A 24,953-nucleotide genomic window follows, 5' to 3' on the forward strand; every position below is an offset into this window, starting at 1 on the left:
CCCTATTATGAAAGGCCAGAACCCCATAGAAGAACATCCGGTTAAAATATTAATTGTCGATGACAAGAAGGAAAACCTACTTTCGCTTCAGGTCATACTTGCAGATCAGGGATATGAGTTTGTAGAAGCAACTTCCGGGAAAGATGCACTGCGAATTCTGCTTAAAAGTCAGGATTTTGCCATTATACTTATGGATGTGCAGATGCCGCTTATGGATGGGTTCGAAACTGCCGAACTCATTCGCCAGAGCGACAAACTCAAACACGTTCCTATTATTTTCTTAACTGCCAATATGAATACTACAGATTATATCTTTAAAGGATATCAGTCTGGTGCTGTTGATTATATGATTAAGCCTTTATCTGCAGAAATCCTTCAGGCCAAAGTGATGGTGTTTACAGAATTGTATAAGAAAAACAGGGAATTACTTTTAAAAGAAAAAGAAGCCACTGCGCTTAATGCCAAAATCACAAAAGCAAATGAAGAATTGGCCGCGCAATATATTGCCATAGAAAAATATGCGACTGAGTTAAAAAAGAAAAATACTGAACTTGATGCTTTTACACATATCTCAAGTCACGATTTGCAGGAACCGCTGCGTAAAATTCAGACTTTTACAAACATTATTCTGGCAAAAGAATATCCAAATTTAAGCCCAGACGGGCAGGCAAAATTTGAGCGAATCTTATATTCCACCAACCGAATGCGGGAACTGATCAACGATCTATTGACTTTTTCGCGAACGAATATTACAGATCGTATTTATGAAAATACGGATCTCAATATCATTATTGAAGATGTAAAAGAAGCGCTTCGGGAAAATATTAAGGAAAAAAATGCCTCCATTATTACGGAACTTCATGGCAAAATAAATATCATTCCATTTTTGTTTATTCAGCTTATTGAAAATCTGGTAAATAATGCCTTGAAATTTTCTCAGAAGGAAATTCCGCTTCAAATTGAAATCAAAAGCCGAATCGTCAGTGGTGAAGAATTACAAAATGATAAATTATCGTCAGCAGAAAATTATTGTCACATCAGTTTTAAAGACAACGGAATTGGTTTTGAACCGGAACACAGCGAAAAAATATTCGGTGTTTTCCAGCGCTTACACAGCCGTGATATTTACGACGGAACCGGAATTGGTCTTGCCATCGTAAAAAAGATTGTCGAAAACCATAATGGTATTATTAATGCCACGGCAAAGCCAATGGAGGGCGCGACGTTTAATATTTATATTCCGCAAAAATGAATTGAAACCGAATTGAAATCCACCCATTTTGATCATCGAAAAATTTAAATATCTTTGACCATAACATGCAGGAAAAACTTCGGGAACATATCGAAAAAATAATAAAGCTGACAGATGAAGAATTTTCATTTATCAGCCAGCATTTTATCACCAAAAAATTTAAAAAACATCAGTTTTTAATTCAGGAAGGCGATGATGTAAAATATGCTTATTTTGTCATTTCCGGACTTTTAAAATTGGTTTACACCGATGAATCCCTAAAACAGCATATTGCTTCTTTTGCTATGGAAGATTGGTGGGAAAGCGATTATTATGCTTTTTTCACTCAAACCAAAGCAACCATGTCTTTAGAATGTCTGGAAGATACAGAAGTGCTTTGTTTTACTTTGGAAGATTATAAAGATCTATGCGATAATTCCCCAAAAATGCTGCGCTTTCTTCTTGAAAAGGCCAACTTTGGTTTTCTTGCCTCACAGCGTCGTATTCTTTACTGGATGACTTCTAACCCCAAAGAACGTTACGAGCAGCTTTTAAAACAATACCCTTCTCTTTTTCAGCGCATTCCTAAAAGTCTTATCGCTTCTTATTTAGGCGTTTCGCGCGAAACCTTAAGCCGATTATCTTCGTAAATGTGACATTTCGCACATTATAATCGTGACAAATGTCAAGACCTGTTTCCACAAGTTATTTTCAATTTTGCAGTATAAATTTTAAACTGTAATCGTGAAAACAACAACAAAACTTTTAGGATTATTATTAATCGCAACAATGCCAATATTGGCACAAACTAAAAAAGGAAATCAAATGGAAAAAAGAGTTATCAATCCGTGGAAATGGCAAAACGAGCGTAGTTATAATCAGGCAGTTGAAGTAAAAAATCCGCAGGGAACATTATATGTTTCCGGGCAGACTGCTATAAACGCCGAAGGAATTTCAAGCAACGAAAACATGGAATCACAGTTAAAACTGGCGATCCAAAATCTGGAACAAGTAATCACCGAAGCAGGTTACGAATGCAGTGGTATCGTGAGATTAACGATTTACACAACTGCAACTTCCGAGCTTTGGCCTCACTTCAATATTCTGCAGGAATGGATTGCAAAACACAACATTCAACAAGCCACAACTTTGATGGAAGTAAAAAGCCTTTTTGAAACCGTTAAGATAGAATTGGAAGTGACGGTGGTTAAGTAATTTTTAGTTGCTAAGTTGCTAAGGTTCTGAGATGCTAAGATTTTTCTAAAACCTTTGAACCTTTGCAACTCTGCACCTTTGCGACTAAAAAACTTAGAATCTTACAAAAAATCTCCATCCTTAACTTTAAAAGCCCAATCTGCCATTGCTTGAATAACAGGCAGTAAACCTTGTCCGGCATTGCTGAGTCTGTAAGTTACAAAAGGCGGAACAACAGGTTTTGCTTCCCGAATCACAAGACCATCTGCTTCTAATTGTTTTAAATGCTGAATAAGCATTTTTTCTGTCACGGCAGGAATTTCTCTTTTTAATTCGCTGTAACGTTTTGTTCCGCTTGATAAATGCCAAAGAATAATAGGTTTCCAGTAACCGCCTATTTTTTCCATTACAAACGTAACTGGGCATTTTTCCAGTGCATACTGCTTATTTTCCTGAATTGTCGATGATTCTTTAATTGCTGTCATGATACATACTATAGGGTAAGTACTTGTATAAAAGTAAGTACAAAGATACCTTTGTAACTGTAATAAAAAAAATTATATATATGAAAATTATAGTAACAGGTTCTTTAGGGAACATAGGAAAACCATTAACAACAAAACTTGTCGCTGCTGGTCACGACGTAATCGTAATAAGCAGTAATGCTGACAGAAAAACAGCAATCGAAAATCTTGGCGCAAAAGCTGCATTAGGTTCTGTAAGCGATGCTGCATTTCTATTGGAAACATTAAAAGGTGCAGATGCCATTTTTGCCATGACACCTCCAAATTTAGGCGGAGCAAATGTTATTGCGAATACTGAAAACGCTGGTAGATCTTTTGCAAAAGCAATTGAAGAAGCTAAAATAAAAAGAGTAGTAATGTTAAGCAGTATTGGTGCTCATTTACCAAACGGAACTGGTCCAATTGCCGGGCTTCATAAAATTGAAGAAATATATAAGGAATTAAATACTTCTGTAACTTTTTTAAGAGCAGGTTTCTTCTTCACTAATTTTTATAATGATGTTCCGATGATTCAGGGAGCTGGAATTATTGGTTCAAATTATCCAGCAGATATAACAATTCCGTTTGTGCATCCGGTAGATATTGCTCAGGCTGTCGCCGAAGAATTACAGCAGACTCCGGCAGGAAAAAATATCCGATATATTATCAGTGATGTTCGTAAACCTGGTGAAGCAGCAAAAGTGTTGGGTACTGCAATTGCAAAACCAGAATTACCGTGGGTCGAATTTACAGATGAACAAGCTCTTGGAGGAATGGCACAAGCAGGAATTCCGGAAGAAATTGCTAATCTTTATGCCGAAATGGGAACTGGTTTAAGAAGTGGAAAAATCATTGAACATTTCTTATCAAGCAATGCTTCTGTTGACGGAAAAATAAAACTGGAAGATTTTGCGAAAGAATTTGCCAGTAAATTTTAATTAGAAAATAAAAGGGATTGTCTCAAAAATCGAAACAATCCCTTTTATTTTATGTGTTCTTTGTTCCGTAGGAACATTTCATTGGTAGAAAACATATATTGTCATTATTGTTTACGTTCCGTAGGAACGTTTGATTTTGACATTTTTTCAATAATCCAACATCTCAAACGTTCCTACGGAACGTAAACATGTCGTTGGGCATTATTTTTCTACCAACGAAACATTCCTACGGAATGATAACATGAAATTCAAATTAATCGGGATTAGCCAATATTTTATACAACTCAGCATTTGAAATGTAAAACTGATTTTCAATACTAATTTGAGACAGTTTTGCGCTTACCAAATTATTCTCTCTCGAATTAAGTAAAAAGATCGAGCTTTCGCCGAAGGAAAATAACTTCTCTTCAGAATTCAGCATCGTTACATAATCTTTTACCAAATTGTCGATAACATTTTTCTGCCTTTTTAAAGAAGCAATTTCAGTTTGCTGTGCTTTTATTTTGTTTTTCAATTCCAGTCTCTGCTGTTCGATATCAAATTTTAAATCCTGAATTTTAAGTTTTGCCATTTTCAGACTTCCTCGCTCCTTTCTCAAAAAAATTGGAATGCTGAAATCTATATTAAATTTATAATCATCGGCATTAAAAGAATCAAAATAAGAAGGTTCAGAAATATAATTGTAACCCACATTTAATTTGGGAAGAAGCGAATTAGCTTTCAATTGTCTGTTCACTTCCAGCATTGACATTTTAGTTTCTAAAGCCTGAATTTTGGGATGCGTATCTAACGTTTCCACATTGACCATCATCGCATCTGTTTTTAGGGTTTCTTCTAAAGTCAGAATTAGATTTTCTTCCGGTTTCACCATATCTCCCAATTCAACAGGCACATTTTCAAGCCATAAATAATTAGACAAATACAATTTTGCTTTTGCTAATTTTAGATTTGCGTTTTCAACATTTAATTCCCGGTTTCTAACTGTAATTCCGGCTTCAACGCTGTCAATTGCAGGAGAATCACCAAGTTCAATCAGTTTTTTTACACCTGTAAAACGTGTACTGGCAAAACCAAGATATCGCTTATAAAGCTCAGCTTCATTATAGCTTTTTCTCCATTCAAAATAGGCTTCGCTTGCTTTATACAAAACCTCAATGGCTCTCAGTTTTCGCTGTGCATCGCTTAATTTTAACTGCAGTTTTCCTTCTCTAATATCAGCCATTCTTTGGTTGATGAACATTCCCTGCCCCAACGCCACGCTGACTCCTAAAGAAGTCAATCCATTATCCGGCGTACGATTCTGCGGATTATAATATTGTCCGTCTGTATCGTCAAATCCGGCTTTAATTTCGATTCCGTACCAAGTCGGGATTTTAAAACTACTGTTTAAAAGCGAATAATATTCTGTTCCTTTAAATTCTTTTTTATTGTAATCGACTTCAATTTTCGGATCAAAACCACCACGCGCTAGCATCAACGCTGCCTGCGCATTGCTAATTTCAAGATTGGCCTGTTTTACCAGCGGATGGTATTTTTTTACATATCCTAAATATTCGCTGTAACTCAATTCTTCTTTATTAAAATCCTGACTATAAGCTGAAAAACCGAATAAAAATAAAAGAGAAAACAGTCGAACTATAGTCTTAAATTTATTTTTTGTCTTTCCCATTTTTTGCCTCCTTTTCATCTGACTTATAATAATTTGGCGGAAATCCATTTAAGTTTCGCCATATTTCATACCAAACCGAAACCGTTTCTAATAAAGCAATACTTTGCGCTCCTGCTCCAATGCTTAATTCTTTCGGCCATTTTTCATCTTTGTTTCCATCTGGCGAAATCAAAACCCTGTATTTTCCATTGGCACTAATAAAATTTTCAATTGCCACTACCTTGCCGCCAAAAGTTCCGTAGGACAATCCCGGCCATCCAGAAAATACAATTCTTGGCCATCCGTCAAACCAAACACGCACTTTTGCACCACGATGCACCAGCGGAAGATCGATAGGATCTACATAAGTTTCTACCGCAATATCATAACTTGCCGGCATAATGCTGATAATTGGCGTTCCTTCTTTAATTGTTTCACCAAGTCCGGCCAGTAAAGCACGGTTTACATATCCGCTTTGCGGAGCTGTTATGTAATACAAACCATTTCTAATACTGTAATTTATGTATTGATTTTCCAGTTTATTTACCTGAGCTTTTGTATCGTATTGCGTGCTTAAAGCGGTGAATTTATCGCTTCTTGATTTTGATATTTTTTCAGAATATTCAGCAGTGATGCGGCTTATTTCTACTCTTGCGTTTATCAATTCGTTTTTACTGCTCAAAAGTTTATTTTGCTGTGTAATAATATACGCTTCAGATTCTTGCAGTTTTAAACGTTTTTGTTCTACATCTGTAAGTGGTTTTAAGCCTTCTTTATTTAATGCAGTCGAACGGTCAAATTGTGTTTTTGCGATTCTTAACTGCGTTTTTACCGCTTCAAGATCCATGCTGTCACTTTTAATTTTCAGCTGGGCTTGCTTGATTTTATTTTGAGCCTGCTGCAGTTTCAATTCTCTTTCGGTATTAAGCGATTGTGCCTGAACGTTAAGCGAACTTACTTTATCCGCATACGATTCTACAGCCATTTTTTTGGCATCAACCTGATCTTTTGTATTTCCAACTAAATTCGGATCTAAATAATCTTCTTTGGTTTCAGAAATAAACAAAATTGTGTCTCCTTTTTTTACATAATCTCCTTCCTGTACATACCATTTTTCGATTCTTCCGGCAATAGCATTGTGAACAGTCTGTGGTCTTTGATCTGGTTTTAAGGTTGTAACAGAACCACTTCCGGAAATATTTTGTGTCCACGGAAGAAAAAGACAGGCAATGCAGAAAATTAAAAATCCAACAATTACTCGGTTTAAAATTTTATAGTGCGGTCTGCGGGCAACGGCGGTAATCGATTTGTATTTTCCCGGCGTTATAAGTACGTTATTATCTTTAGATATATTAAGCATGATTAAAGCTTTATGTCGTTAATAATTTTTCCATCGTCAATCGTAATCATACGGCTGCATTTGTTCTTCCAGATATCATTTTTAGAAGTAACAATTACCGTCCAGTCATTTTCTTCGGCAAGTAAAAAGTCAACAATTTTACCCGACGTTAGTTCGTCCATTTTATCAACCGGATCTTCAAGGAATAATATATTAGGTTTGGTCACAATACTTCTCGCCAAAAGAATCTTTTGTACATCTGAAGCAGAAAGTTCGCGTCCTCCAGGATGAATCTGATGTTCCAGTCCGTTCGGAAAAGTTTTTATATAAGGCGTTAAACACACATTATCTAAAGCCCATTTTAAATCGTCATTATTTATGGTTTCATTTCCAAAAAGAATGTTTTCCTTAATTGTTCCCTCAAAAAGCGTATCGCCCTGCAAAAGTGTTCCAGATTGTGCTCTGTAAGTGTCTTCGTCTAAACGGTTCATGAAATTATCGGTCACATACATGGCGCCGCCTTCTGGTTCCAGCAATCCGGCAAGTAATCTTAATAAAGTACTTTTTCCGGCGCCGTTTGTTCCTCTTAAAATGATCTTTTCGCCCTGATTTATTTTCAGGTTAATATTTTTAAGTGATTTTTTATTGTGTTCCGGATAATTGTAAGCAATACTTTCGGTCTCGATTGTAATTCCGGTTTCGGTTACGGCAGATGTTTTTGGAATACATGAAATTTCCATATCGGTAACCTGACCAATTTTTTCTAAAGATGTCAACACATCGTAAAAAGATTCCAGTCCGAAGATTATTTTTTCTACGGAATTGATCAGCAATACAATTACAATTTCAGCTGCCACAAACTGCCCAATGTTCATTTGATGGTGAATTACCAGAAAACCACCAATCGACAAAAGAGCAGCTGTAACAATTACTTTAAAAATAGTAAGCTGAATGTATTGTTTTTTCATTACCTGAAAGTGTTTTTCGCGGTAATTGACATAATGACTTACATAGCCGTCATTTCTGTCTAATGCATAATCGAAGCCGCCTTTTCTGCGGAAACTTTCACGATTACGTGCAATTTCCTGAAGCCAGGCCGCAACTTTATACTTAAACTTTGATTCGTTAAGACTTGTTTCTAAACCATCTTTATAAGAAAATTTAAAAATGACATACAGAATAACAACAAATAAAAGTCCGATTACGGTAAAAAAGGAATGGTACAAAACCAGTAAAATAATCCCCAAACCAACCTGCAAAAAGGCAGTACAAAAGTCCAGTAATAATTTTGCTGTTCCTTTTTGAACCATAAGTGTATCAAAAAATCGGTTGGCTTTTTCCGGCGCGTATTCAGAATACATTTCTTTAAACTTAATTAAAGGCAGTCTGTAAGCAAATTCAAAAGACGAACGCACGAAAATTCGCTGCTGCAGATTTTCTACAATTCGCAGCTGAAGAATGGTTAGAATTCCGCCAAAGCCAACTCCAATTGTAACCAAAAAAACCAGCACAATCCACGAAACACTAAGCTGTCCGCTTTGAATAAAATTAATAATCGCCTGAATTCCTAAAGGCAGGGAAAGGTTTACCAAACCCGCAAAAGCGGCATAAAATATAATTTGGTATACGTCACGTTTGTCTAACGCAAGTAAGTTGTAAAAACGTTTTAAAGGTGTCATGGATTTATATATAAATACAAGATTAATAGATGTTAATTTACGAAAAATATCGCATTAAGGATTACAAAAAATATCATAATCCAATCAAAACTAAATACTTATATTACAAATCGTGGAGGCGGCAAATGTATCTTGCCGTGAAATCCAAACGAGAAAATTGGATTGTCTATATAATTTTTTCCTTTAAGGTTATTTTGAAAATAAAATCCCGGTACAGACGCATCTAAAGGAACCAGATATTCTAATAACACAATTCCTTTTGCAAGTTTTGTGGTCTTCGTATCTTTTGTTTCATAATCGTCCAGTTCTTCTGGGATTCCGTCACACTTAAAGATTTTCTTCAAAAGAGTACACGCTATTCCTTTAACCGAATGAGTTTCTGTATTTTCTTTTATAATTCTACTAAAAGTTGCTGAAACATTAATACTGCTCATTAAAAAATAGCCGATTAGTAACGCCTGAAGGCATTTACATAAAAGGCTATTTTTAATTTTGTTAAGCATAGTAAAAAATAAATTTCAAGGCGCAAGTTAAAACTAAATTTTCGTCGCTACATTAGAATAACATTAGAATTCAAATTATTATCAGCCTTTGATTTTACTGACTTTCTTACTAATAAAATCATAAAAAAAGCGGCTCAACAGCCGCTTTATAATTTTATATTTTAATGAGTTTTTTAGTCCCATTTATTGCTTTTTGAAGCAGCAAATTTTCCTCCTCCGGTAAAAAACAATGCAATTGCCGTAAAGAAATATAACCCCAGAAGGTCTAATTCCCAACCTCCGTGATCACTTAATTTAAAAATATCCTGACTGTGTGCCATTAAAACTGCCACTAAACAGTTGAAAGCTAATATCAAAGCAGCAATTCTGGTTCTAAAACCAATTATAATTAAGATTGGTGCCAAAATTTCGCCTATGATAACGCCATAGGCAAAGAAACCCGGAAGTCCTTTTTCAACAAGCATTCCACTGATGAAATCTAATCCGCCTTTAAATTTTGAAATACCATGCAAAAGCATTAAAAATCCAATTGTAATACGAAGTATTAACAAACCAAAATCGTTGTTTTTTCTCATTTTTAAATAATTAGGTTAATAAAACAATTCAGTATTTCATACCAAATAATTATTGAGTATGATAGCTGCTAAGAGTAAAAATAGTAAAATTAAATTTGGAAGCAACTTTTGGTGTTTTTTTGAATATTTTGAAAAATATTTTTCATAAATGAATAAACGTTCATTTATTATTATATCTTTGCAGAGTCAATTCAATAAAATCCTTTTCATTTTGAGAACAAGAGATATTAATAAAGAAGAATTAGTTAAAGAAAAAACTATAGAAATGATTGTAAAGTATGGCATCGAAGGCTTTACAATGAACAAACTTGCAAAAGAGTGCGGGATTTCTGTAGCGACGCTTTATATTTATTATGCCGACAAGGAAGATCTGATTAAAAAAATTGGAACTGAAATGGGCACTTACTTCTTTAAAAGTTCGCTTAAAGATTTCTCGCCAGATATGCCTTTTGTAGAAGGTCTTGCAAAGCAATGGGAAAACCGATCAGAGTTTATGCTGAAAAACACTGATAAAATTGCCTGCTGGGAAATTCTCCAAAATTCTAATTATGGCGAACATATCGTTAACGAAAGTTTGATGGAACTCAAAGAAATCATGACGAAGTTTTTGCATCGGGCAATTGAAAGAAAAGAAATAGTACCAGTATCAAAGGAGGTATTCTGGAGTATTGCTTATGGCCCGTTGTACAACTTGCTGCGTTTTCATGAAAAAGGTAAAGGACTTGGAGGCAGCACTCCATTTCAATTAACAAATGAAATACAACAAGAAGCTTTTAGACTCGTGATAAAGGCATTAACACCTTAAATTTTATGTTATGAATGTATTGATATTCGCCACTAATATAAAAACAGAGACAAGTAAAAACAAAATCGCAACATTTTTAAATGCAAACAAATCTATCCTGCAATGGTCTATTGATCAGGAAGATATTGATTGTGTATTGAGAATTATAAGCGAAAAACTAAACGCAGCCCAAATTATTGATTTATTGAATTTTCATAATTTTGACTGCAAAGAACTATAATAATTATATGAACGAAAAACAAACTATCGCACCCAGTTTTAATGGCTATCAAAAACTGGTTATATTTCTTTTAGCCATGACACAATTTACAGTTGTGCTTGATTTTATGGTAATGTCGCCGCTTGGGGATATTATGATTAAAACCTTAAATATTACGGCTTCTCAATTTGGTATTGCCGTTTCTGCTTATGCTTTTAGTGCCGGGATTTCCGGATTGCTAACGGCTGGTTTTGCAGATAAATTTGACCGAAAAAAATTGTTACTTTTCTTTTACATCGGGTTCACGATCGGGACTTTATTCTGTGCCCTTGCTCCTAACTTTTTTCTGTTAGTTGCAGCACGCGTTTTCACCGGATTATTTGGTGGTGTAATTGGTTCGATCTCTCTTGCCATTGTTGCTGATTTATTCAGCTTGCAGCAAAGAGGAAAAGTAATGGGATTTATTCAAATGGGATTTGGCGTTAGTCAGGTTCTTGGAATCCCAATTGGTTTATATATTGCAAATGCATGGGGATGGCATGTTCCATTTTTATGGATTGCAGCAATGGCGGCCATTATTACCATGATTTTATATGTAAAATTAAAGCCGGTTACAGAGCATTTACATTTAAAACAAGAGAAAACAGCTTTGATGCATTTGTATCATACTATTTCTAAGAAGAACTATCAGGTTGGTTTTTTAGCTACTGCCCTGCTTTCTATTGGAGGTTTTATGATGATGCCTTTTGGTAGTGCGTTTGCTATCAACAACCTTAAAGTAACTAATGAGCAGTTACCTCTATTATTCATGATTACCGGAATTGCTACTTTAATTACAATGCCGTTTATTGGTAAACTAAGTGATAGAGTAAATAAATTTAAAATCTTTGCATTTGCTACCGTATCTGCCGTGATTCTAATCAATATTTATGCTCAGTTTGGCCCAACTCCATTTTGGATTGTATTGGTGATTAATGTACTGATGATGGCAACAATTATGAGCAGAATGGTTCCGTCAACGACTTTAACTTCTGCTATTCCAGATCCGCAGGATCGTGGTGCGTTTATGAGTATTAACTCGTCTTTACAGCAAATGGCCGGAGGTTTTGGTGCTGTAATTGCCGGATTAATCATTTATCAAAAAGACAGTTATGCACCGTTAGAACATTATGATATTCTGGCGATGACTGCTTCTGGAATTATGTTACTTACTATCTTTTTAGTATTTAGAGTAAGTAAAATTGTTGATACCAAAACGAATAAACTTTAATCTTGATTTTATTCTCAGAATAAAAAAATTCTCAAATAAAGACTCCCAAAGCAATTTGGGAGTTTTTTTATGCTTATAACTGAACAGAATAAAAACTCATTTTACATCCGATACTAATTAAAACAGTATAGAAAACTCAATTTCAATATGTTATAATCTTTAAGCTAATGTTAATTTTTCAAATTTTTAACATCTAATCTAACATTATAAAAGTTTTAATACCAAAAATTATCGCTTTTATGACATAAAATCCTACTCCTGTGTCAATTTATCAATAGCCGTTTTATATCTCCAGTAATTTTAGTAGAAAAAACAAGGCTCAATATCAAAACTAATACTACTGTGTCGAAGCAAAGTAATGCTACTAATACTTATGCTTCAAAACTTGCTGAAACAGCCAATTGTACAAGCCTGTCTTTACTTCTGGAGGTATCATCGCATCTATACTCAAGGTACAACGTTAGCATATTGGACTTAAACATGTTACATCAAAAACTAATTAACAAAAAAATGTTTAACCCTTTAATTCCCAAAAAACTAACACCATGGAACCTAATTCCCACACAAAACTCTTTTTAGAGGTTTCGGCGCTTCTAACCGGTTTCAGTAAAACTGAACTTAAAGCCACCGGAATGCTGGAAACCTACTACAACACGATCCTGAAAAACACAGACAAACAAGACATCGATTACTTCTTTCTGGATGTTCATGTGCTTTTAAATGACAAATCCAAAAAAAACATTGAAGCTGCTTTAGCCTCACAATTTATGGCTGCTTCTGCTTACAACGGATTGGCAAAAAACATCATTATCCTTTGGTATACAGGAAATTGGGGCAACGATGTAGTATCATCAGCTTCTTACATTCAGGGCCTTATGTGGAATGCTGCGCATACACATCCGCCGGGAGCAAAACAACCTGGTTACGGCTCATGGGCAGAACGTCCTCTTACAGTAAAAAATTCATAACAAAAAGGTAATCAAATGGAAAATAATTATGATGTAGTAATTGTTGGTTCTGGTATTGCCGGATCAATAATAGCAAAGGTTCTTACCAATGCAGGTAAAAAAGTTTTAATGCTCGAAGCAGGTCTTTCTGCAGGTATGGCAATGGATCAGGATGCTAATTATAAAAACTATCAGGATTATCTTAATACGTTTTATAATGCTTCTGCAAAAGTTCCGAATGCACCTTACCCGAATATCAAAGATGCGCCTTCAATTAATGTTCTTGATATTCAGAAAATCCCAAAAAACGGACCTTCAACAAAAGGTTATTTGGTACAAATGGGACCGCTTCCTTTTGCAAGTGATAATACGAGAGCACCTGGAGGAACAACTTTACACTGGCTTGGAACCACACTTAGAATGCTGCCAAACGATTTTGTAATGAAATCTAAATACGGCGTTGGTGTAGACTGGCCAATTAAGTATGAAGATATGTCCCGATATTATCAAATGGCCGAAAATGAAATTGGTGTTTCAGGAAATGTAGAAGATCAGCATTATCCTATCGAACAAAAAAACATTTTTGGTAAAGATTACGTGTTTCCAATGAAAGGTATTCCAACGAGTTACCTTGACGGCGTAATGAAAAAGGTAATTGATAAGAACAATAACATTAAACTTAATGGTAAAGACTATAAATTAACTTGTATCAGTACTCCGCAAGGACGAAATTCAATTCCGAATCTTGATTACAATATTGGCGGCGTTGAATGGAATCCAGGTTCAAAAAAATTAGATATTATCAAAAATCAACCCGGAGAATATGATCCGGTTGGCGCAAACTGGGATCAATATACAGGTCAGCGCTGCGAAGGAAATGCGAGCTGTGTACCTATTTGTCCGGTTCAGGCAAAATACAATGCCTTAAAAACATTCAGAAAATGCGACATGGGAAATCTTGTCGTAAAAACACAAGCCGTTGCTTCCCGATTGTTAATCAACGAAACTTCAAACTGGATTAACGGCGTTGAATACAAGACGTACGTTAAAGGAAGTTCTTCTTCATACGAGACCCATACTGCAAAAGGAACATTGTATGTAATGGCCTGCAGCGCGATTGAAAATGCTAAATTATTATTAGCATCAGGAGCAGCAAACAGCAGCGATCAGGTGGGGCGTAATTTAATGGATCACATGACGGTTTTAAGATGGGGATTAGCAAAAGATCCTATTTACCCTTATCGTGGTCCGGGTTCTACTTCTAACATTCCAACTTTTAGAGATGGAGAATTTCGTAAAAATCATGCCGCCTGGATTTTACCACTGGACAACTGGGGCTGGGCATGGCCAACTGGTTCACCTGCAACAGATGTTATTAATGCAGTAAATGAAGGTATTATTGGAAAAGAACTTCGCGCTAAAATCGAAAATCTGGTTACGAGACAATTCTTTACTCATTTTGAATGCGAACAGGCTCCGGATCCTGAAAACCGTGTAAGAATTGATCCTCAATACAAAGATAATATTGGCAATTACAGACCTATAATTTATTATAAAGCGACAGAATATATGCTGAAAGCTTTTGAAGCATCAGGAATTGTTTCTGAGCAATTGTTCAGTCAATGTGGTATCGAAGATTTTACTTCATACAATCCGGCTTCGGATGCTGATTATGTGACTTACAAAGGCAAGGGTTACACTTTTGCTGGTGCAGGACACATTGTAGGAACACACAGAATGGGATTCTCAAAAGAAGATTCTGTAGTCGATGCCAATATGCGTACGTGGGATCACGAAAACTTGTACTTGGTTGGCTGCGGAAATATGCCGACTCTAGGAACTTCAAACCCAACTCTAACTATGTCTGCCCTAACTTTTAAAGCGGCAGAAGCTATCCTTCAACAACTTGAACAATAACTATTATGGAAAATAAATTATTTCAAAAGAACAATCCAAATCGTCAAAAGCTAATTAAACCAATTGCCGATCTGGATATTAACGAAGAGGTTTACTCCGTTGCTACAGATAATGCCTTTATTGCTGATAATGAATTCAATATCGATGCGCCTGCAATAGCCCAAAAAAGCACCTTGAAAACATCATTGAAAATGTCTAAAAGAGATGTAAAAAATTACATCAAAGATTTGAAACATCTTCAGGACTCTCTTAGAACCGCTTTAAAATTAGAGCTTTCAACAATTCCTCCTTATTTATGCGGACTTTACACGATTAAAGAAGGTAGTAATGTCGAAGCGGCAGCTCTTATTAGAAGTGTTGTGGTTGAAGAAATGCTGCACATGGTTTTGGTATCCAATATTTTAAACGCGATTACAGATCCAAAAACAATAAAAAAAGGAGATAAACTTTTTAATGTAAAAGATATTATTCCAAACTACCCTACTCCGCTTCCGGGAGGCATTGTTCCTGAAGTTCCAAAAGGTTCGCCTCCGTTTGAAGTTCATCTTTTAAAATTCTCCAGAGAAGCATTAGATGAATTTTCTACAATCGAAAGACCTTCTGATCCTAAAGCGCCTATTACCAAAAACTTTGATAGTATTGGGCAGTTTTATGAAGCGATTCGTTACGGTTTACTTCGTTTAAATGAAGAAGCAAAGAAAAAAACAAAGAATGGTATTTTCATTGGAGATCCAAGCCGTCAAATTACTGCTGAACATTACTACGGAAGCGGCGGTAAAATCACAAAAGTTGTAAATTATGAAGATGCTGAAGAAGCAATTGGAGAAATTGTAGGTCAAGGTGAAGGTATCGACGGAACTATTGCAACGGAGCAGGTTTTATTTGGAGAAGATATTGAATACGCACACTATTTCAAGTTTCAGGAAATCTGTTTTGGAAGAATGTACAGTGCGAATGACACCAATTTTCAAATGCCTGTAAAAAGTATCCCAACAGGAAAACCTTTTACGGTAAGCTGGTCATCAGTTTATAACATGAAAGCGAATCCAAAAATGAAAGATTATGAAAAAAATCCTGAATTACTGGAAAAAGCAAAAGACTTCAACAGAGTATATGTACAGCTCCTAAACGGAATTAACGATGCAGTGAGCGGTGAACCTGAACTTCTTATTAAAGGAATTACAGTAATGTATGAACTTAAATACAAAGCGCTGGAATTGCTAAACATTCCGCTTGAAAATGGTGAATGTGCAGGGCCAACATTTGAATATGTAGCAGTATAAAAATGGCAATTTCAATGGTAATGACAATAGCAATCGCAATTTCAATGGCAATGGCTATAACTCATAATTCATAACTAATAATTCAAAAAACTATGTATTACCCACTTGAAGCAAAATGGACCATTTTGCCCGGAAATGAAGAAAAAGCAAAAACAGCTTTGATTCAACTGGCAAAAGATGTTCAGGAAAACGAACCGGAAACTTTATTGTATATGGTTCACGTTCCGGATTTCAACCAAAAAAGCCTTCCGACTCCGCCACAGGGTCAGGTTATTTTTTGGGAAGTTTATGAAAACCAAGACGCATTTTTTAAACATGTGAACGGTCCCATATTTACTGAATTTGTAAAAACTTACGGCGATTTATTTCTAAGCGATTTTAGTACGCCGCCAAATGTTTTCATGACCACTGAAGTATTATTTCAGATTCAGGGATTTAGTCGAAAAGCACTTTAAAATCCTAAGAAAAAATAAACCCATCAAAAAAACAAAATCAATTCAAAAAAAATAAAATGGCATCACAACAAAATAATCCGTTAGCAAACCTGAACCTGTCAGGTTTAGAAAAGCTAGAAGCAAAACCAGTTAACAAAGGACTTAAATCAAAATTTAAAGCCGAAGCTGTAACAACTGCACCAGTTGATCTTGGTGTATTAGAAACATTAGTAGGAACCTGGGTTGGTCCGGGGTTCAATTTAATTGAAGTTCCAAATATGAATCAGGCAAAACCGGGTCCGCCGCCGGCTGATAAATTCAAAATCATATTAAACTCAACGGCAGAAACTTTTACTTTCAATTCTATTGGAGGTGATATTATCAACCGTGGAAATGCACAATCTGATATCGCATTTCAAGGCTTACATTATTTACAACAGGTAGACGATGTAAATCTTCCAAGCGGTCAAAACGGAATTCATTTAGAAACGGGATTATTCTTAAATCTTCCAAGTGGCACTGATCCGGCGGTACAACCCAGTATCGCCAGATTAGGTTCAATTCCACATGGAGATTCAATTTTAGCTCAGGGAACATTTTTTACCGTAAACGGCCCGCCACAATTTGAAGTGGCAGATCCTACTCCATTTTTTATCGTAAACGGAAAAAGAGTAAACGATACCAGCGAAACGTATTTATCACAATTGGTAAATGCAGTTCCGCCTCCGGGAATTCCAAAAGAAGTAATTATGAACCCGAATATTCTTTTGGAAAATGCCATTAAAGGACAAAACATTACTAAAACTGTTGTGATCTTTTTAGATGCAAACCCAATAGACGGCGTAGCAACTCCAGGCGCAACAGCTCCTGTTGGCGGAATTACAAACATTCCGTTTGTAAATGTAAATGCCAATGCAAACAGCCTTTCAGCAATTTTTTGGATCGAAACTGTTGAAAATGCAGACGGAACTTCTTTCCTTCAATTGCAGTATACACAAACCGTAATCCTTGATTTCCCCGTTTTTGCCCCAGATGGAAGCGTTGTAGAAATTAAATGGCCTCATATTTCAGTAGCAACACTTCGTCTTCAGGAATAAATTCTGAAGAAAATCAATTAAAATATTTAAAAGAAATTCAAATGGAAAATTCAAATAACGCACCCATGTTGCTGCACAGCACGTACTTCAATCTGGGTACAAGTAATACGCAAGGCATTGTAGAAGCTTATATGGCCGAAGCAAGACAATATCTTTCTGAATCTGTTGGAATGATTTCTTTCTGGATTGGTGTTAGGGCCGATGATATGATCCGTCCTGAAAATGATCTTAATTATGACATTGCCATGCATCAGCTTTTTGCAAACGAAGATGCTTTTAATGTCTATAATGGAAATGATTCTGCACACAATCAATTCGTAATTGATGTAAACAGATGGGTTCCGGGTACAACAAGACGTGTTATGGATTATTATGTAACCAATCTTATTATTGGAGGAAATTCTTCAGAACCGCAGACTATTGGTGCCGATGGAAACTATCCGCAAAGTATGTTTCATGACCTATATTTCTCTCTAAAAGATAAATCACCGGAAAACATTAAAAAGTTTACGGATATCTGTGTAGAATATTTAGCAGGACATCCGGGAATTCAGCAGTTTTCAACTGGAGGATTGACGGATATTAAAAGAAATGTTTCTGTTAGAAATTTTGATGTTGCGGTTTCTATTATCTACGAAAGTAAAAAAGCGTACGATGATTATCTGAAAAGCAAAAAGCACGACGAATTCTTTCCTGCAACAGCTGGAATGATTGACAACACATACATTTTTGATTCTTATATAAAATACCAGTCAAAAGTGTATTCGCTTACCAGATAAAAATTAACCCCAAAAATTAAAAATCATGATAGAAACAGCAATTCAGGAATTAGTTCGTGAGCTGAGCGGTTATGTGCTTCAGCCCGGCGATTCAGAATATGAAGACGTTATAAAAATTGATAACGGACGAATTCAGTTCAGACCGCGTTTAATCATTTTTCCGGCCGTAGTTGAAGATGTGAGACTGGGATTAAAATTTGCCATTACAAACAATCTTCCTTTTTCAATAAAAGGCGGCGGGCATAGTGCTGCCGGTTACTGCCTGAATGAAGGCGGAGTTGTAATTGCAATGAAAAATTTAAACAGAATTACATTCGACCCTAAAAAAGAAACCGTTACGGCAGAAATGGGCGTAATCTGGTACGATGTTTACAAGTTTATGCAGTTAACTAATACGGGATTAATTCCTGTAGGCGGCGGCTGCCCTACTGTTGCGCCTCCGGGATTTATGCTTGGCGGCGGTTATAGTTTTGTTTCGCGTTCGTACGGAATGAGCATCGATAATCTGGAGAGTTTAAAAATCGTTACTCCAGACGGCGAATTACGTCATATTGGTGTAAACAGTACTTCTGCCGAAGATATTGATCTTTTCTGGGCTTGCTCTGGCGGCGGCGGCGGAAACTTTGGAATTGTAGTCGAAATGGAAATGAGAGTTCGTAAACCATTAAGCAAAAAAATGTTAGTGGGGCAAATTCGATATCCGTTAGAAATGGCCGAAGATGTTTTAGGTTACTACAATGACTGGGTTGAGACAGTTCCAGATGCAATGGCCGTTTACGGTTTTATGGGAAATCAAAAAGACCTAATCGACAAAACTACCAATGTAAAAGTGCTGGGTTTAACTCCGGTTTTTAATGGTGATGGCGCCGAAGGAATTGATTTACTTCAGGGGCTTTTAAAACTTAAACCAATTAATGCCGATTTGTTTAATATGACGCTTCCGGACTGGGAATTTTATAACGGTTACACAACAAGAGTTGCCGGAAGGAGTTCTTACATCCGTTCTACTGTTCTGCCACAAGGCGGAATGAATAATAAAGTAGCAAAGGTTATTGTGGAATCAATGAGCAAAGCTCCGTCTCCGGAAAGTTTTGCCGTTTGGACACATGCCGGCGGTGCAATCGAAAATGTTGCCTCAGATGCCACAGCATACGTACATAGAAACAGCCGTTTTATTCCGGAAATTAAATCGATCTGGGATTTAGACAAACCTGGCGATACATTAAAAAATGTAGAATGGGCGTATGAATTTTTCGAAAGATTATCTGATGCCGGAAATGCTACAGGAGCTTATGTCAACTACATCGATCCTTTACAGCATAATTGGGCCGAACAATATTATGGAAGCAATTACAAACGCCTTTTAGAAATTAAAAAGAAAGTGGATCCCAACAACTATTTTAATTTCCAGCAAAGCGTTGGTTCGCCATTTAATCCAACAAAAGAATTAACAGATATCAGCCCGATTAACCGAACCAGAGTATAATGCTTACTAACCCCAAATCCTCGAAGTTTTACTATAAATCTTCGGGGATTTACTATTTCTAACAAACTAATTAAACATTAACATTATGTCACCAGCATCTGAAATAATCAGGCTGCTTAATTTGCAGCTAAACAGTACCGAAGGCGGTTATTTTGCGAATACTTATCCTATTCCACCTGTAGAAAATACTCCTTGCAGCGCGATCTATTATTTTCTGGATAATTCCCGTTGCTCTATTATGCATAAAGTTACAGGAGATATGCTGTATCATTTTTATGCCGGAAAGCCTGTAGAAATGCTTTTATTGTATCCGGAAGGACATACGCCAAAATCTGAAGTCTGTATTTTTAGTAATGATATTGCCAAAGGCGGAAAACCAATGAAAGTGATTCCGGGCGGAACATGGATTGGTTCCAGAATTAAAAGTAAAGATTCCTGGAGCCTTATGGGAGTATCTATGGCACCTCCATTTAATCCTAATAATTACTTTTTAGGAGATCGTGATACCTTAATTACCCAATTTCCTGAACACAAAAAATTAATTATTGCCCTCACGAATCCCTCATAAACAGGCACTTTTTGAAATTTTTTAAAAAATAATCTTCTTTTTGTTTGCAGATATGACCAATCGGTCATATATTTGTACCGTTAAATAAAAGCTATCATGGCAAAAGGTGAAGAAACCAGACAATTTATTATAGAAAAAGCCGCTCCTATTTTTAATACAAAAGGAATTGCAGCTACTTCTATGAGCGATATTATGGAAGCCACCAAATTGTCTAAAGGAAGCATGTATGTACACTTTGAAAATAAAGAAGTACTTGCCTGTGCCGCTGTAGATCATAATGTAAAAGTTTTAACGGCTAAACTTCAGGCTGCATTAAGCAAACCTAAAACATCAAAAGAACAGTTATTTGCCTATATAGATTTTTTTAGCAATCCGCTGGAGTCACCGCTTATTGGAGGCTGTCCGATATTAAATTTTGGAACAGAAGCCGATGATACAAATCCTGTCGTAAAAAAGAAAGTAAATAATGCTATTCACACCGCACAGCAATTACTTTCAGGCATAGCTGAAAAAGGAATAGTAAACGGAGAATTTAAAACCGATTTAAAACCGGCTGATTTTGCAACCGTAATGTTTGCTATGCTCGAAGGCGGACATTTAATGTCCAGAATGTCTGGAAACAATGATAAAATGGAAGTCATTGTCAAAACCCTAAAAAATTTAATAGACCAAAACAGCATTTAATTTTTTTATCAAAAATATGACCGATCAGTCATATTTTAAAATAACAATTTCAATATCAATAAAAAAATACAATACCAATTAAAATAAGATCATTCACAATTAACAATTCACATTAACAATTTAAGAAATCATGTCAAAAACAATTTTAATTTCAGGAGCATCAAAAGGATTTGGAAAAGCCTGGACAGAAGCATTTTTAGAAAAAGGATATAAAGTAGCTGCAACAGCCAGAAATATCGATACATTAAATGATTTAAAAGCAAAATACGGTGACGCAATTTTACCATTAAAACTTGACGTTAATAAACGCGAAGATTCATTTGCAATCGTTGAAAAAGTAAAAAATCATTTCGGAACAATTGATATTTTAATCAATAACGCAGGTTACGCTTTAAACGGCGCTGTTGAAGAAGCAAGTGAAGCAGAAGCTAGAGCACAATTCGAAACTAATTTCTTTGGAACTTTATGGTTAACACAAGCTGTTTTACCAATTATGAGAAATCAAAAAAGCGGACACATTATTCAGGTTTCTTCTATTTTAGGAATCGCAACTTTACCGGTTATCGGACTTTATAATGCTTCAAAATTTGCTGTTGAAGGTTTAAGCGAAACTTTAGCTTCTGAAGTAAAACAATTCGGAATTAATGTTTCTTTAGTAGAACCAAATGGTTATTTTACAGATATTTGGGGTAACGGATTCCATAGCGAAAGTATTCCTGCATACGACGTAATCAAAAAAGCACTTGCAGATGGACATGATCCGGATACTTTTGGACAAGTTAGCGCAACAGTTCCTGCAATCGTTAAATTAGTTGAAGCTGAAAATCCACCTTTACGTTTATTTTTAGGAAAAATAGCTTTACCATTTGCAAAACAAACATACGAGCAAAAGCTAAAAACATGGGAAGAATGGGCTGATGTATCTGTTGCTGCTCACGGATAATTCATAAAATATGAAAACATAAAAAAAGAGACAGCTTTAAAAACTGTCTCTTTTTTTTATAACTAACAATTAACAACTCACAATTAATCATTAATAATAGATCTGCATAATAATATTAGATTTAGAACTATCAATGATCTTTTCTAATTTCTTAAAAAAAGCTTCACTAACCATTGGGCAGCCGTGGCTGTTTGAAATGTAATAATCTTGTTCTTCATTTGGAACTGCTGAATACGAATGTAATACAATCGCTCTTTTTGCGGCGTTACTGTTTGTTTCATCTAAACCAGATAATTTATAAGATTTTCCAAACATTCCTTTATAAGGTTTACCAACAATATATTTCCCTAAAGATGTACATTTAGAATTAGGTTCGTTACTAAATTTTAATTCTCCTCTAACATTGGTTTCAGAACCAAAACCGTTTGCAACTAAGCCTTGGTCGACAATTTCATCTTTTTCTAAATCGTAAACAAAAAATCTGTTTTTACCCGATTTAATTCTCATATCAATAAAAAAGGCAATTTTTGTATTGTAAGATGCATTTTTTTTAATCATCGCTTTCACATCCAAAAGTTCCGTATTAAGTCTTTCCATTTCCGGGCTTAATGGTGGAGTATCATTTTTAACCTCTATAGGATTTCCAAAAAAACTAATTGTAAAAAACAAAAAAATTAAGCTGTATATTTTCATGACAAGTATTTTTAATTGAATGCAAAGTCTATAGTTTTCATTAATTTGATTTGTTTTATTTTAATCAAATTAATGAAGCAAAATTAGTCTGCATTAAATCAAAAAAAGACATCTAAAAGTCTGAAGAGCAACAAAATAAGGTTTATTTTTCTATTGCTTTATTTTTCAATTAAATAGTAAAAGTTACAATGATTTCGGTGCCTTCGCCCGGTTTAGATTTTACTTCGAAGTTTCCTTTTAGAGAGTTAGTTCTCTCTTTTATATTAGATAAACCAATTCCTCTTTTTGCTGTATTGATATCAAAGCCAACACCGTCATCAATAATTGATAATTGCAAAACATCTTTATCAATTAAATCTATTTTTACTTCGACCTTTGAAGCTTGGGCATATTTCTGAATATTTAAAAGCGCTTCCTGAATAATACGATAAAAGTTTATTTTATAAATATTCTGCACTTGCTCCCACTCAAATCTCTCATCTACAAAATAATTAAACTGAGTTTTACTGATCTCATTTTGGCTTTTAATTAAATTGGATAACAGCGTATTAAAATCATTGCTTTCTAAAAAAGAATCCTGATTTAAATCGTGTGAAATGGTTCTGATTTCATTTTCGATGTTCTGCAATTCAAATATATACTGCTTTCTTTTTTCTATCGTTTTCTCATCTGATTTAGAATTAAAGAATCCTAAATTCATCCTTACGCCATAAACCTTATTCATTACACCATCGTGAAGTTCTCTTGCAATTTTATTCTTTTCTTCTTCTTTTGCGGCGTTGATTATATTTTGCTGTTCGCTCAAAAGCTGATAGATTTCATCGCTGTCACTTTGCTGCTGTTTTACAAATCGCAATTCTTTGTTCTTGTATTTTAAATAAATAGCTACCGAAATTGCAGACAAGGCCAGAAACAAAGCAAAAGAAAAGATCAAAATATAAAAGTTCTTTTTAGTCAAAACCTTATTCTCATCTTCGACCTTAACCGTTTCATATTCAATTCTGGCGTATTTATTCTTCGTTCTGCTTTGAATACTGTTTATACTGTCGCTAATGGCAATATATTGATTGGCATAAAACAGTCTTTTTCTGCTGTCAATTCTTGTAAGCAGTTTTAATGTATTTAAAGTTTCGTTGGTATTTTTTAATTTGATCGAAACAGTATAAGCTTCCTGCAATGTTTTTAAGGATTTTAAAGAATCCTTTTGTGTCAGATAAAATTCTCCCAAATGAATTTTTTTATACATCACATCAGAAGTATATCCCAGACTGTCAACAATTTTTAAAGACTCTAAAAACATTGATTCAACATTTTTATATTCTTTATTTTTCATTTTAGAATATGCCAGATTAGACAAAACGATGGCATAAAAACGAGGCCAGTTCTTTCTTAAATTTTTAGTCAGCAAAGGCTTTAATTCATTAATTGATTTAGAATAATCGCCTTTTAGATCGTATAAATTACAAATATTAATTACAGAAGAGATATTGAAATTATTTACTTCATCACTATCTGTATTATTTTTTTTCATTGCCCTTAAATTTCTCAACGCCAGTTGATGATATTTTAAAGCCTGATCGTACATAAACAGCTTTTCTAAGCAATTTCCCATTAAGGTATTGCAGGAATAAAGCAATTTTATATTATCTGAATCTTTTAAATATCCGAGACCTTTAGTTAATTCCACCTCGCATTCTACATAATTTCCATCATAAAAAAGAACATATGCTTTATTAAAATACATTTGTCCTAACTTGTCGTAGTCGTGAATCTTTAAATAAATTTTTTGGGCCTGCAGATAGTAATAGTAAGCGCTGTCTTTTTGTGAACTTTCGTAGCAGTCCCCAATAAAATAAAGTGACTTTGCTATTCTGGAACTATCGTTTTCTTCTCTGGATAATTTTAAAGCGGTTAAGCTGGATGAATGTGATTTTTTTATATTATTCAAGTAATAATATTCCTCTCCTGCTTTTAAATATAAATTTCTAACAATGGAGTCATTTTTTAGATGCTTTAAATTATTAATAAGAGAATCTAAATATTTCTCTTTTTCTGTTCCTGAAATTTTATTAAAGTATTCCGTATCAAAAGTATTTTGATTTTGATTTCTAATTTTTAATTCATCTCTCCTATGATAAAACACTAATAAAATTACTATTGTTAATAGAAGTATTGGAATATATATTTTCGACTTCAATCTCAAAATGATACTTTATAAATTAAATTCAAATATATTAT

At 34.9% G+C, this 24,953-nt stretch carries 25 protein-coding genes; 17 read left to right on the forward strand and 8 right to left on the reverse strand.

Annotated features, from left to right (window positions below):
* Nucleotides 1–7: 7 nt before the first annotated feature.
* The 3 genes from J2Y38_RS19585 to J2Y38_RS19595 all read left to right on the forward strand — a co-directional run bounded on the left by J2Y38_RS19585 (nt 8) and on the right by J2Y38_RS19595 (nt 2,446).
* Nucleotides 8–1,252: a response regulator gene (locus tag J2Y38_RS19585; RefSeq protein ID WP_309845881.1), complete on the forward strand. Its 1,245-nt coding sequence runs from the start codon at nt 8–10 to the stop codon at nt 1,250–1,252.
* 65 nt (nt 1,253–1,317) lie between these two features.
* Nucleotides 1,318–1,881: a Crp/Fnr family transcriptional regulator gene (locus J2Y38_RS19590; protein WP_309845883.1), complete on the forward strand. Its 564-nt coding sequence runs from the start codon at nt 1,318–1,320 to the stop codon at nt 1,879–1,881.
* A gap of 175 nt (nt 1,882–2,056) precedes the next feature.
* Nucleotides 2,057–2,446 carry a RidA family protein gene (locus J2Y38_RS19595; protein WP_309846047.1) on the forward strand — a complete coding sequence of 130 codons (390 nt, stop codon included), beginning with the start codon at nt 2,057–2,059 and terminating at the stop codon, nt 2,444–2,446.
* 101 nt (nt 2,447–2,547) lie between these two features.
* Here J2Y38_RS19595 and J2Y38_RS19600 read toward each other — a convergent pair whose 3' ends face one another.
* Entirely contained in the window at nt 2,548–2,910 is a 363-nt protein-coding gene (locus J2Y38_RS19600) for a helix-turn-helix domain-containing protein (RefSeq protein WP_309845884.1), read from the reverse strand.
* An 80-nt stretch (nt 2,911–2,990) separates the two neighbouring features.
* On the opposite strand from J2Y38_RS19600, the gene J2Y38_RS19605 reads away from it, so the two are divergent.
* On the forward strand, nt 2,991–3,866 hold the full coding sequence (locus J2Y38_RS19605) for an NAD(P)H-binding protein (protein WP_309845887.1): 876 nt from the start codon (nt 2,991–2,993) through the stop codon (nt 3,864–3,866).
* Nucleotides 3,867–4,119: 253 nt separating this feature from the next.
* On the opposite strand, the gene J2Y38_RS19610 is transcribed toward J2Y38_RS19605, so the two are convergent.
* The 5 genes from J2Y38_RS19610 to J2Y38_RS19630 form a co-directional block, all read right to left on the reverse strand.
* A complete protein-coding gene (locus J2Y38_RS19610; protein WP_309845890.1) occupies nt 4,120–5,535 on the reverse strand; it encodes a TolC family protein in 1,416 nt (471 codons plus the stop codon).
* Nucleotides 5,516–6,874 (reverse strand): biotin/lipoyl-binding protein, encoded by a 1,359-nt coding sequence (locus J2Y38_RS19615; RefSeq protein ID WP_309845893.1) that lies wholly within the window; start codon nt 6,872–6,874, stop codon nt 5,516–5,518. The genes J2Y38_RS19610 and J2Y38_RS19615 overlap by 20 nt, the downstream gene beginning before the upstream one ends.
* A 2-nt stretch (nt 6,875–6,876) precedes the next feature.
* A complete protein-coding gene (locus J2Y38_RS19620) occupies nt 6,877–8,532 on the reverse strand; it encodes an ABC transporter ATP-binding protein (RefSeq protein WP_309845896.1) in 1,656 nt (551 codons plus the stop codon).
* Between the two features lie 98 nt (nt 8,533–8,630).
* Complete coding sequence (locus J2Y38_RS19625) at nt 8,631–8,966, reverse strand: hypothetical protein (RefSeq protein WP_234984771.1); 336 nt, start codon at nt 8,964–8,966, stop codon at nt 8,631–8,633.
* A 242-nt stretch (nt 8,967–9,208) separates the two neighbouring features.
* Nucleotides 9,209–9,610 (reverse strand): DoxX family protein, encoded by a 402-nt coding sequence (locus tag J2Y38_RS19630; RefSeq protein ID WP_291148069.1) that lies wholly within the window; start codon nt 9,608–9,610, stop codon nt 9,209–9,211.
* A 211-nt stretch (nt 9,611–9,821) separates the two neighbouring features.
* Here J2Y38_RS19630 and J2Y38_RS19635 point away from each other — a divergent pair, with 211 nt between their 5' ends.
* From J2Y38_RS19635 to J2Y38_RS19695, 13 genes are all read left to right on the forward strand, one after another.
* Nucleotides 9,822–10,415, forward strand: a complete 594-nt coding sequence (locus J2Y38_RS19635; RefSeq protein WP_309845897.1) for a TetR/AcrR family transcriptional regulator — start codon at nt 9,822–9,824, stop codon at nt 10,413–10,415.
* Between the two features lie 10 nt (nt 10,416–10,425).
* A complete protein-coding gene (locus J2Y38_RS19640; RefSeq protein ID WP_309845899.1) occupies nt 10,426–10,635 on the forward strand; it encodes a hypothetical protein in 210 nt (69 codons plus the stop codon).
* 7 nt (nt 10,636–10,642) lie between these two features.
* Nucleotides 10,643–11,884, forward strand: coding sequence for an MFS transporter (locus J2Y38_RS19645; RefSeq protein ID WP_309845902.1), 1,242 nt, complete (start codon nt 10,643–10,645; stop codon nt 11,882–11,884).
* Nucleotides 11,885–12,429: 545 nt separating this feature from the next.
* Nucleotides 12,430–12,852: a sugar dehydrogenase complex small subunit gene (locus J2Y38_RS19650; RefSeq protein ID WP_309845904.1), complete on the forward strand. Its 423-nt coding sequence runs from the start codon at nt 12,430–12,432 to the stop codon at nt 12,850–12,852.
* Between the two features lie 15 nt (nt 12,853–12,867).
* Entirely contained in the window at nt 12,868–14,748 is a 1,881-nt protein-coding gene (locus J2Y38_RS19655; protein ID WP_309845909.1) for a GMC family oxidoreductase, read from the forward strand.
* Between the two features lie 5 nt (nt 14,749–14,753).
* Nucleotides 14,754–16,031, forward strand: coding sequence for a ferritin-like protein (locus J2Y38_RS19660; RefSeq protein WP_309845912.1), 1,278 nt, complete (start codon nt 14,754–14,756; stop codon nt 16,029–16,031).
* Between the two features lie 92 nt (nt 16,032–16,123).
* Nucleotides 16,124–16,486 carry a putative quinol monooxygenase gene (locus J2Y38_RS19665; protein WP_053472730.1) on the forward strand — a complete coding sequence of 121 codons (363 nt, stop codon included), beginning with the start codon at nt 16,124–16,126 and terminating at the stop codon, nt 16,484–16,486.
* A 56-nt stretch (nt 16,487–16,542) separates the two neighbouring features.
* Complete coding sequence (locus J2Y38_RS19670; protein ID WP_309845918.1) at nt 16,543–17,562, forward strand: heme-binding protein; 1,020 nt, start codon at nt 16,543–16,545, stop codon at nt 17,560–17,562.
* A 41-nt stretch (nt 17,563–17,603) separates the two neighbouring features.
* Nucleotides 17,604–18,341 carry a Dabb family protein gene (locus J2Y38_RS19675; protein WP_309845920.1) on the forward strand — a complete coding sequence of 246 codons (738 nt, stop codon included), beginning with the start codon at nt 17,604–17,606 and terminating at the stop codon, nt 18,339–18,341.
* A 25-nt stretch (nt 18,342–18,366) separates the two neighbouring features.
* Nucleotides 18,367–19,827, forward strand: coding sequence for an FAD-binding oxidoreductase (locus tag J2Y38_RS19680; protein ID WP_309845921.1), 1,461 nt, complete (start codon nt 18,367–18,369; stop codon nt 19,825–19,827).
* An 85-nt stretch (nt 19,828–19,912) separates the two neighbouring features.
* The gene (locus tag J2Y38_RS19685) at nt 19,913–20,395 is read left to right on the forward strand and encodes a cupin domain-containing protein (RefSeq protein ID WP_309845924.1); all 483 of its coding nucleotides are present in this window, start codon (nt 19,913–19,915) and stop codon (nt 20,393–20,395) included.
* Between the two features lie 96 nt (nt 20,396–20,491).
* Nucleotides 20,492–21,079, forward strand: a complete 588-nt coding sequence (locus J2Y38_RS19690; RefSeq protein ID WP_309845926.1) for a TetR/AcrR family transcriptional regulator — start codon at nt 20,492–20,494, stop codon at nt 21,077–21,079.
* A gap of 130 nt (nt 21,080–21,209) precedes the next feature.
* A complete protein-coding gene (locus tag J2Y38_RS19695) occupies nt 21,210–22,022 on the forward strand; it encodes an SDR family NAD(P)-dependent oxidoreductase (RefSeq protein ID WP_309845928.1) in 813 nt (270 codons plus the stop codon).
* Between the two features lie 90 nt (nt 22,023–22,112).
* On the opposite strand, the gene J2Y38_RS19700 is transcribed toward J2Y38_RS19695, so the two are convergent.
* Together J2Y38_RS19700 and J2Y38_RS19705 are read right to left on the reverse strand one after the other, a co-directional pair.
* The gene (locus J2Y38_RS19700) at nt 22,113–22,715 is read right to left on the reverse strand and encodes a murein L,D-transpeptidase catalytic domain-containing protein (protein ID WP_309845930.1); all 603 of its coding nucleotides are present in this window, start codon (nt 22,713–22,715) and stop codon (nt 22,113–22,115) included.
* Between the two features lie 169 nt (nt 22,716–22,884).
* On the reverse strand, nt 22,885–24,912 hold the full coding sequence (locus J2Y38_RS19705) for a sensor histidine kinase (protein WP_309845933.1): 2,028 nt from the start codon (nt 24,910–24,912) through the stop codon (nt 22,885–22,887).
* Nucleotides 24,913–24,953: the final 41 nt, after the last annotated feature.

Origin of the sequence: Flavobacterium sp. 2755 (genome assembly GCF_031455715.1) — a bacterium.
In the GTDB taxonomy this organism is placed as follows: Bacteria; Bacteroidota; Bacteroidia; order Flavobacteriales; family Flavobacteriaceae; genus Flavobacterium.

What these genes read in the sequence shown, in the direction of transcription:
- J2Y38_RS19585 (WP_309845881.1), top strand. Translation starts at nt 8, where the DNA reads ATGAAAGGCCAGAACCCCATAGAAGAACATCCGGTTAAAATATTAATT.
- J2Y38_RS19590 (WP_309845883.1), top strand. Translation starts at nt 1,318, where the DNA reads ATGCAGGAAAAACTTCGGGAACATATCGAAAAAATAATAAAGCTGACA.
- J2Y38_RS19595 (WP_309846047.1), top strand. Translation starts at nt 2,057, where the DNA reads ATGGAAAAAAGAGTTATCAATCCGTGGAAATGGCAAAACGAGCGTAGT.
- J2Y38_RS19600 (WP_309845884.1), bottom strand. Translation starts at nt 2,910, where the DNA reads ATGACAGCAATTAAAGAATCATCGACAATTCAGGAAAATAAGCAGTAT.
- J2Y38_RS19605 (WP_309845887.1), top strand. Translation starts at nt 2,991, where the DNA reads ATGAAAATTATAGTAACAGGTTCTTTAGGGAACATAGGAAAACCATTA.
- J2Y38_RS19610 (WP_309845890.1), bottom strand. Translation starts at nt 5,535, where the DNA reads ATGGGAAAGACAAAAAATAAATTTAAGACTATAGTTCGACTGTTTTCT.
- J2Y38_RS19615 (WP_309845893.1), bottom strand. Translation starts at nt 6,874, where the DNA reads ATGCTTAATATATCTAAAGATAATAACGTACTTATAACGCCGGGAAAA.
- J2Y38_RS19620 (WP_309845896.1), bottom strand. Translation starts at nt 8,532, where the DNA reads ATGACACCTTTAAAACGTTTTTACAACTTACTTGCGTTAGACAAACGT.
- J2Y38_RS19625 (WP_234984771.1), bottom strand. Translation starts at nt 8,966, where the DNA reads ATGAGCAGTATTAATGTTTCAGCAACTTTTAGTAGAATTATAAAAGAA.
- J2Y38_RS19630 (WP_291148069.1), bottom strand. Translation starts at nt 9,610, where the DNA reads ATGAGAAAAAACAACGATTTTGGTTTGTTAATACTTCGTATTACAATT.
- J2Y38_RS19640 (WP_309845899.1), top strand. Translation starts at nt 10,426, where the DNA reads ATGAATGTATTGATATTCGCCACTAATATAAAAACAGAGACAAGTAAA.
- J2Y38_RS19645 (WP_309845902.1), top strand. Translation starts at nt 10,643, where the DNA reads ATGAACGAAAAACAAACTATCGCACCCAGTTTTAATGGCTATCAAAAA.
- J2Y38_RS19650 (WP_309845904.1), top strand. Translation starts at nt 12,430, where the DNA reads ATGGAACCTAATTCCCACACAAAACTCTTTTTAGAGGTTTCGGCGCTT.
- J2Y38_RS19655 (WP_309845909.1), top strand. Translation starts at nt 12,868, where the DNA reads ATGGAAAATAATTATGATGTAGTAATTGTTGGTTCTGGTATTGCCGGA.
- J2Y38_RS19660 (WP_309845912.1), top strand. Translation starts at nt 14,754, where the DNA reads ATGGAAAATAAATTATTTCAAAAGAACAATCCAAATCGTCAAAAGCTA.
- J2Y38_RS19665 (WP_053472730.1), top strand. Translation starts at nt 16,124, where the DNA reads ATGTATTACCCACTTGAAGCAAAATGGACCATTTTGCCCGGAAATGAA.
- J2Y38_RS19670 (WP_309845918.1), top strand. Translation starts at nt 16,543, where the DNA reads ATGGCATCACAACAAAATAATCCGTTAGCAAACCTGAACCTGTCAGGT.
- J2Y38_RS19675 (WP_309845920.1), top strand. Translation starts at nt 17,604, where the DNA reads ATGGAAAATTCAAATAACGCACCCATGTTGCTGCACAGCACGTACTTC.
- J2Y38_RS19680 (WP_309845921.1), top strand. Translation starts at nt 18,367, where the DNA reads ATGATAGAAACAGCAATTCAGGAATTAGTTCGTGAGCTGAGCGGTTAT.
- J2Y38_RS19685 (WP_309845924.1), top strand. Translation starts at nt 19,913, where the DNA reads ATGTCACCAGCATCTGAAATAATCAGGCTGCTTAATTTGCAGCTAAAC.
- J2Y38_RS19690 (WP_309845926.1), top strand. Translation starts at nt 20,492, where the DNA reads ATGGCAAAAGGTGAAGAAACCAGACAATTTATTATAGAAAAAGCCGCT.
- J2Y38_RS19695 (WP_309845928.1), top strand. Translation starts at nt 21,210, where the DNA reads ATGTCAAAAACAATTTTAATTTCAGGAGCATCAAAAGGATTTGGAAAA.
- J2Y38_RS19700 (WP_309845930.1), bottom strand. Translation starts at nt 22,715, where the DNA reads ATGAAAATATACAGCTTAATTTTTTTGTTTTTTACAATTAGTTTTTTT.